This is a genomic window from Serratia sp. A07, assembly GCF_058725505.1.
Map to the genome: position 1 here is coordinate 1 of NZ_JBZXDO010000081.1, position 5060 is coordinate 5060.

Below are 5060 nucleotides of genomic sequence, written 5' to 3' on the forward strand. Positions count from 1 at the left end.
TCTTTAGGTACAAGGCTAACTTTCCTTGCATGGTGAAATTCCTCAAGGTTAAAAAAGAAAAAATGAATTTTTATATGCGTGTAAACAATTAAATAATCTGGTTCGTGTACCTCCTTTAGCTTTTGGTTTTATGACTACCTAGCAAATCGCTTACCAATACAAGCGATTGATTCGAATCTATTTAAGTGGTCAACAATCCTTAAAGCGGCCTCTATTCGTTTAGAGTGCCCCTGCTGGCGAGAAGAAAAGTTTAAAATTAAATTAGGCACTTCAGATATCTGCAGATTGATGCCCGTCACCCCGCCTAAACCATTAACAAGAGAGTAGTAATTATCCTTATCTTTCATACTGAAAGAAGGGAAGTCATTCAGATGATCAATTAGCCTTATCGTTGCCTCTTGCCTCTTAGAGCGGGTTGAACAAACAGCTGAGTCATAGAGCAAGTTAGTATGATGATCTGGTAGATAAATACTGATACTTATCAGTGCTTTATAATCACCTCTGGAGCTGCTTTTGGTATTGAAAACTTGTATGCTATTCATTCAAACCAGTACCATGTATCTTCCCATCTGAGTAGTGTAATAAAACCCGCAAGGAAGGATAGGGGTAAATTTTACCCCTTGACTAAATCAATTATTTATGGCAAAGGATCATTAAGTTGAGCTTATGTTTCAGTGTGGCAATAACTTTCTTAGAGGTAACATGGATATAGATTCATCTAAGCAAGAACAAGCATCAGGCTTATTTTCAAGTGAGTTGCGTAAACTCTTAAACTTACAATTTATAGATATATCATATGCACATATAAATATATCAAAAAAACATATAAAGGCTGTATCCTCTAACTACCTTTGGCATCTCAGATATTGGGAAAATGACTTTGACAAAAAGTTAGATCAGAGACTTTCTCCTGGGATAAAGAAGTGGTGTTCATATGACAACTCTTATCTGAATTTATTGGAGGTTTATAACCCTAACAAGATAAGGAAAATAGACCTAACAATTGAAACAGACGAAGGCTATGAAGTTATATCAATAAATTCAACAGATTATAGCATTATAAATAATGTTTTAGTTAACTATGATAGCACAATTTTCTTTAGAGAAAGTGCTAACAAGGTTTTCCAACGTTGTGGCGAAGAAATCGCACTTCCTATAAGATTTTCCTGTGAACGAACAACTGAAGGAGTTCCGTCATGGATAAATCTAACCAAAATAGAGAGGGATACAATAGTAAATCTAACGAGATTGAAAACAGTAAAAGAAATTGCTTTCTTGCATAAATGCAGCGAAAGCTGTGAAAGGAAAAGAATAGATAAAATTCGAAAAAAACTTGGCTGTACTGGCTTTCCTTTATCGAAGGTGTTTGAAAAAATTGAATGGAAGAAAATAATTTGATGATCAAGGGCCAATTACACCATATATCAATAACATGCATTAATTTAGAGCAGTCTAAATCATTCTACACAAATATTGGCTTCACCCCCAAATGTGAGTACGAGAGTGGAGATGTTAAAATATTGATGTTAGAGGGAGTAGGTTTATATTTAGAGCTATTTGAATATAAAAAATTTGAATCTCCCAAAACCTCAGTTACGTTAGAAACTCCAGGTTATACACACATGGCATTGTCTGTTGAAGACGTTTTGGGAGCCAGAGTTTTATTCAATAAAAAAGGGTACTCCACTACCGATATAAAAAAGGCTAGAACAGGGATTTTTTCATATTTTTTTGTTAAAGATCCTGATGGAAACTTAATTGAAGTATTGGAGAACTACAATGAAGCTATCTAAGAGAAGTTCATTACTTCTGGGCAATGTTATCGAATATTACGACATTGCTGTATTTGCTGCTTTATCACCTTATTTGGAACCGTTCTTAAGCACTGATAAAGAAAATGCCTCAACAATTTTGTGGATCATATTTGCTATTAGGTTCTTAGCTCGACCTATTGGGGGATATCTACTTCTGAAATTGGCAGAATACAAAGGTCGGAAAAATGCTTTGCTTGTATCGAGCTGCTTAAGTGGTTTTGCCACCTTCGCGATGTGTATATTACCAACAGAGCTCAATAGTGAAAAAATAGCCATATATATCCTTTTAGTTCAGTTGTTAACCTCTTTTTCATTTGGAGGGGAATACCCTTTAGTAGTTTCATATATCATCAGAGAACGTAAAACGGAAGGTGAGAAAAGCTTTTTGAGCGGGGTTATTGTATGTAGCTCAATGATAGGAGGTATTATTTCGATAATAGTAGTACTGTGCCTTAGCAACATGCTTAATCAATATCAGATGCAAAACTTTGGATGGCGAATACCTTTTTTGATTGGTCTAACTAATATCATCCTTGCTTACTTTATGAGAAAGAACCTTCCTAAAGATGATATTTCTTCTATAACTTTTTATAAGGGAAGAAAAATATCATTGAAACACACAATCTTTAATATATTTATAGTCGCACCAGCTGCTATAATTTTTTACGCACAAAACTTCTGTTATTTGAAACTCGCAAGTAAAATCAGTGAAAATATAAACCCCGTAGTATTGCAGTTGATAAATATTTCATTGCTAACCTCCACCATTCTAATTGTTACTGCAAAAGTATGGAAACATAACAAAAATAAAGAAAATGTGTATTTATCAGGTAACATACTACTAGTTGTACTATCTATACCCTTATTCTACTTCATAAACTCCAATTATATAACTGCTACACTAGCTAGCTGGATAGGTATAACTATTATATCAGCTATGATCCTCTCTCATTTAGCAAAAAAACTAGTAAAAGAAAACCCAGACTCAGACAAATCTATGAGCCTGGGGTATAACCTTGCTTTGTCCATATTTGGAGGTATTACTCCATTGATAGTGAATCAAATCAATAAATACAATCCTATTTACATAGGAATTATATTTAGTTTGAGCACTATACCTTACCTGCTTTTGGAACTATTCCGCTTGAAAGGAAGAAAATAATTCTACTCAAAGTCACCACTCTTAGACAGTTTTGTGAGCTGATAGAGAGTTTGGACTGAGCTTCCCTTAGTGATTTCCTTATACTATTTGGTGTACATTTTTCTATATCCGACAAGTCTTCAATAGATGCTCCCATAGTCAAAAGAAGCACCAATCTGCACTGACGTTGGTTGAGCTCAGGAAAAAGGTTGAAAAAAGTTGATAGTTTAGTAGGATCGACGTTAACCATGACAGCCTCCCTTACAGGTTGTACTTGGTTAGCTAACGGGTGTGGCTGCTACCACATCCGTTAGCGATTTCAGTTAAAATTATACTCTAGTTTCAAATTACCTCAAGAGTTAAATTTATTGCTATTTAAAATACTCTGCTAACTTACCATTTATACGTTCTGTAACCATACTTAAAAAATCTGGATCTAGGTAATGCTCAGACTTATTAACTTTACTTAGATCTGCAGTATCTTTATTTACATGATAGATAGCCTCACTTAGATAAGATGATATCAGAACGTTACGAGCTATCATTTTTAACTTGTCATCGAGTGACAGTTGACCTTCGTCTTTCGCCTTTTTGTTTTCATAGACCCTAAGGCCTAGTTTGAACATTTCCATGACAAAAGCAGACCTGTTAGCTGTCTCTCTCGTCTCGCCATCATCGAGTCGAACCTGGACATGGCGGTCTATAACATCGAGGAAAGAATAAGGTATTGTAAGGTTAACTCGATTTGGTCTTCTTGATATTTCTTCCATGGTCTACCTATCATAAATTTAGCAAAAGTGGTTGTGATTTATACAATGCACGGCCTGATTGAAGTAACCATTAGCACACCTCGCAGTAACTAACAAGTAACTTACAAGGAACCATGAAGTAATCATGGTATCAATTTCGCAGATTTCTTAGTAACACCCAAGTTACTGCGTGGTACAGAATCACGATACATCATTGATTAAATTGTAATAACTTAAAGGTTACTTCACAGTATTACGGAAGTTACTTGCAAGGCACCATGTCGTTACGACTGAAATCGTATATAAAACAGACAACCTGTACAGTAAACCACTGTTTATTAATGACTAAATCAAAAATAAAATTTTTGCATGTGGTGTGAAAAATCTAGTTTTACATATACGCCTGTGTTAATATTAACCTACGTTGAGTTAATACCTTACGGGCCTCTTGCGATGATGTGTAGAATAGCGGCAGCACTGATGGCAATTATGGTTTTCTTCAGTGGTAACGTTCGCGCAGATTGTTTCAATCGGGCGGGTGCTTACTATCGTATAGATCCGGACTATCTCCGCGCCATCGCATTTAGAGAATCCGGTTTCAATAACTCGGCGGTCAATCACAACAGAGACAAGACGGGAAAAATCATCAGCTCCGATCATTGTGTCATGCAAATCAACACCAACACTCTCAATCGCTTCAAACGAGAGTACCCCTTGCTATCGATAAAACAACTCAAAGATAACCCCTGCCTTTGCATACATGTTGGCGCCCTGGTACTAAGACGCAACTTCAATCAATACGGCCTGAGTTGGTTAGCCGTAGGTATGTATAATGCCGGCGTAAAAAATCGGCAGGAGACCATATCCAACAGATATAACTACGCAATGAAGATTGACCGTATTTATAAAGACATAAAAAGTGGAAAACTAAAACCGCCTGTTATCAACTGACTCTGCCCTTATGCACATATCCACATGCAATAAAGCCAGTGAGTAACCGGCCTATCCTGACCGGTTACGAACGGGAGCGGTTATTTCACCGGAGCAAGGTGAAATAACATTGCCTGTGGGGATGTGTATAAGGCTGGCCGAAGGGTATATCCAACCCAATCTGACGTGGAACACGTCAGGGGTAATAAGGGAGCCCTTGGGGGCGGACGGGTCAAAAACATTTATGTTTTTGACGGGCGGGCGGGGGATATTCCGCGTTTCCCCTCAATGGGGAAAAAGCGGAACAGCGCGCAATATATATAATGGAACGGCGGGGAAACCCCGCCTAGTATTTCATACTCTGGTCGGCAGAGTATTCGGGAATCGTTTCGCTATTATATCGTTTATCCGCTCTACCAGGTCTAA

General features: G+C 37.1%; 6 protein-coding genes. 4 read left to right on the forward strand and 2 right to left on the reverse strand.

Translation table 11 applies throughout. The features are described 5' to 3' along the window. Positions 1-134: 134 nt before the first annotated feature. Positions 135-542: a TraY domain-containing protein gene (locus tag AC4PR2_RS27345; protein WP_492175826.1), complete on the reverse strand. Its 408-nt coding sequence runs from the start codon at positions 540-542 to the stop codon at positions 135-137. 160 nt (positions 543-702) lie between these two features. Here AC4PR2_RS27345 and AC4PR2_RS27350 point away from each other — a divergent pair, with 160 nt between their 5' ends. Genes AC4PR2_RS27350 through AC4PR2_RS27360 form a run of 3 tightly spaced genes read left to right on the forward strand, consistent with a single transcriptional unit; the run spans position 703 to position 2976 of the window. Next, on the forward strand, positions 703-1398 hold the full coding sequence (locus tag AC4PR2_RS27350) for a hypothetical protein (protein WP_492175827.1): 696 nt from the start codon (positions 703-705) through the stop codon (positions 1396-1398). After that, positions 1380-1793 (forward strand): VOC family protein, encoded by a 414-nt coding sequence (locus tag AC4PR2_RS27355; protein WP_492175829.1) that lies wholly within the window; start codon positions 1380-1382, stop codon positions 1791-1793. Before AC4PR2_RS27350 ends, AC4PR2_RS27355 begins: the two co-directional genes overlap by 19 nt. Beyond that, positions 1780-2976, forward strand: a complete 1197-nt coding sequence (locus tag AC4PR2_RS27360) for an MFS transporter (RefSeq protein ID WP_492175830.1) — start codon at positions 1780-1782, stop codon at positions 2974-2976. Before AC4PR2_RS27355 ends, AC4PR2_RS27360 begins: the two co-directional genes overlap by 14 nt. A gap of 350 nt (positions 2977-3326) precedes the next feature. Here AC4PR2_RS27360 and AC4PR2_RS27365 read toward each other — a convergent pair whose 3' ends face one another. Then, positions 3327-3725 carry a relaxosome protein TraM gene (locus tag AC4PR2_RS27365; protein ID WP_492175831.1) on the reverse strand — a complete coding sequence of 133 codons (399 nt, stop codon included), beginning with the start codon at positions 3723-3725 and terminating at the stop codon, positions 3327-3329. A 459-nt stretch (positions 3726-4184) separates the two neighbouring features. Between AC4PR2_RS27365 and AC4PR2_RS27370 the strand changes: the two genes are divergently transcribed. After that, on the forward strand, positions 4185-4655 hold the full coding sequence (locus AC4PR2_RS27370; protein ID WP_492175832.1) for a lytic transglycosylase domain-containing protein: 471 nt from the start codon (positions 4185-4187) through the stop codon (positions 4653-4655). Positions 4656-5060 lie beyond the last annotated feature (405 nt).

Excerpts from the sequence above, each read along its gene's own strand:
- AC4PR2_RS27345 (WP_492175826.1), bottom strand. The coding sequence starts at position 542 with ATGAATAGCATACAAGTTTTCAATACCAAAAGCAGCTCCAGAGGTGAT.
- AC4PR2_RS27350 (WP_492175827.1), top strand. The coding sequence starts at position 703 with ATGGATATAGATTCATCTAAGCAAGAACAAGCATCAGGCTTATTTTCA.
- AC4PR2_RS27355 (WP_492175829.1), top strand. The coding sequence starts at position 1,380 with ATGGAAGAAAATAATTTGATGATCAAGGGCCAATTACACCATATATCA.
- AC4PR2_RS27360 (WP_492175830.1), top strand. The coding sequence starts at position 1,780 with ATGAAGCTATCTAAGAGAAGTTCATTACTTCTGGGCAATGTTATCGAA.
- AC4PR2_RS27365 (WP_492175831.1), bottom strand. The coding sequence starts at position 3,725 with ATGGAAGAAATATCAAGAAGACCAAATCGAGTTAACCTTACAATACCT.
- AC4PR2_RS27370 (WP_492175832.1), top strand. The coding sequence starts at position 4,185 with ATGGCAATTATGGTTTTCTTCAGTGGTAACGTTCGCGCAGATTGTTTC.